Annotated in this window: 2 rRNA genes; both read right to left on the bottom strand. The window is 52.6% G+C overall.

The window, feature by feature from the left end:
* Window positions 1-49, bottom strand: a 5S ribosomal RNA gene (gene rrf / locus AC25MA_RS25770); the annotation flags it as partial.
* A 129-nt stretch (window positions 50-178) separates the two neighbouring features.
* Window positions 179-1203 (bottom strand): 23S ribosomal RNA (locus AC25MA_RS25775); the annotation flags it as partial.

Raw genomic sequence — 1203 nt, forward strand, 5'->3', positions numbered from 1 at the left:
CTGAGTTCGGGATGGGATCAGGTGGTTCCAATGCTCTATGGTCGTCAAGAAATTCTGTTGCCAGAATGTCTTAGGAACACTCTTGGCTAATTCGGATATGTGAATTTGTGGTCTTACGAACTTTCGGGTCTTTCGTCTTCACCACCACAATCTGCGTAGCAGATTGCTTGGGTGTTATATGGTCAAGCCTCACGGGCAATTAGTATTGGTTAGCTCAACGCCTCACAGCGCTTACACACCCAACCTATCAACGTCGTAGTCTTCGACGGCCCTTCAGGGAGCTCAAGGCTCCAGTGAGATCTCATCTTGAGGCAAGTTTCCCGCTTAGATGCTTTCAGCGGTTATCTCTTCCGAACATAGCTACCCGGCAATGCCACTGGCGTGACAACCGGAACACCAGAGGTTCGTCCACTCCGGTCCTCTCGTACTAGGAGCAGCCCCTCTCAAATCTCAAACGTCCACGGCAGATAGGGACCGAACTGTCTCACGACGTTCTAAACCCAGCTCGCGTACCACTTTAAATGGCGAACAGCCATACCCTTGGGACCGGCTTCAGCCCCAGGATGTGATGAGCCGACATCGAGGTGCCAAACACCGCCGTCGATATGAACTCTTGGGCGGTATCAGCCTGTTATCCCCGGAGTACCTTTTATCCGTTGAGCGATGGCCCTTCCATACAGAACCACCGGATCACTAAGACCTACTTTCGTACCTGCTCGACGTGTGTGTCTCGCAGTCAAGCGCGCTTTTGCCTTTATACTCTACGACCGATTTCCGACCGGTCTGAGCGCACCTTCGTACTCCTCCGTTACTCTTTGGGAGGAGACCGCCCCAGTCAAACTACCCACCATACACTGTCCTCGATCCGGATAACGGACCTGAGTTAGAACCTCAAGGTTGCCAGGGTGGTATTTCAAGGATGGCTCCATGAGAACTGGCGTCCCCACTTCAAAGCCTCCCACCTATCCTACACAAGCAAGCTCAAAGTCCAGTGCAAAGCTATAGTAAAGGTTCACGGGGTCTTTCCGTCTAGCCGCGGATACACTGCATCTTCACAGCGATTTCAATTTCACTGAGTCTCGGGTGGAGACAGCGCCGCCATCGTTACGCCATTCGTGCAGGTCGGAACTTACCCGACAAGGAATTTCGCTACCTTAGGACCGTTATAGTTACGGCCGCCGTTTACCGGGGCTTCGATCAAGA

The organism is Pseudomonas sp. P65(2024) (assembly GCF_057480955.1).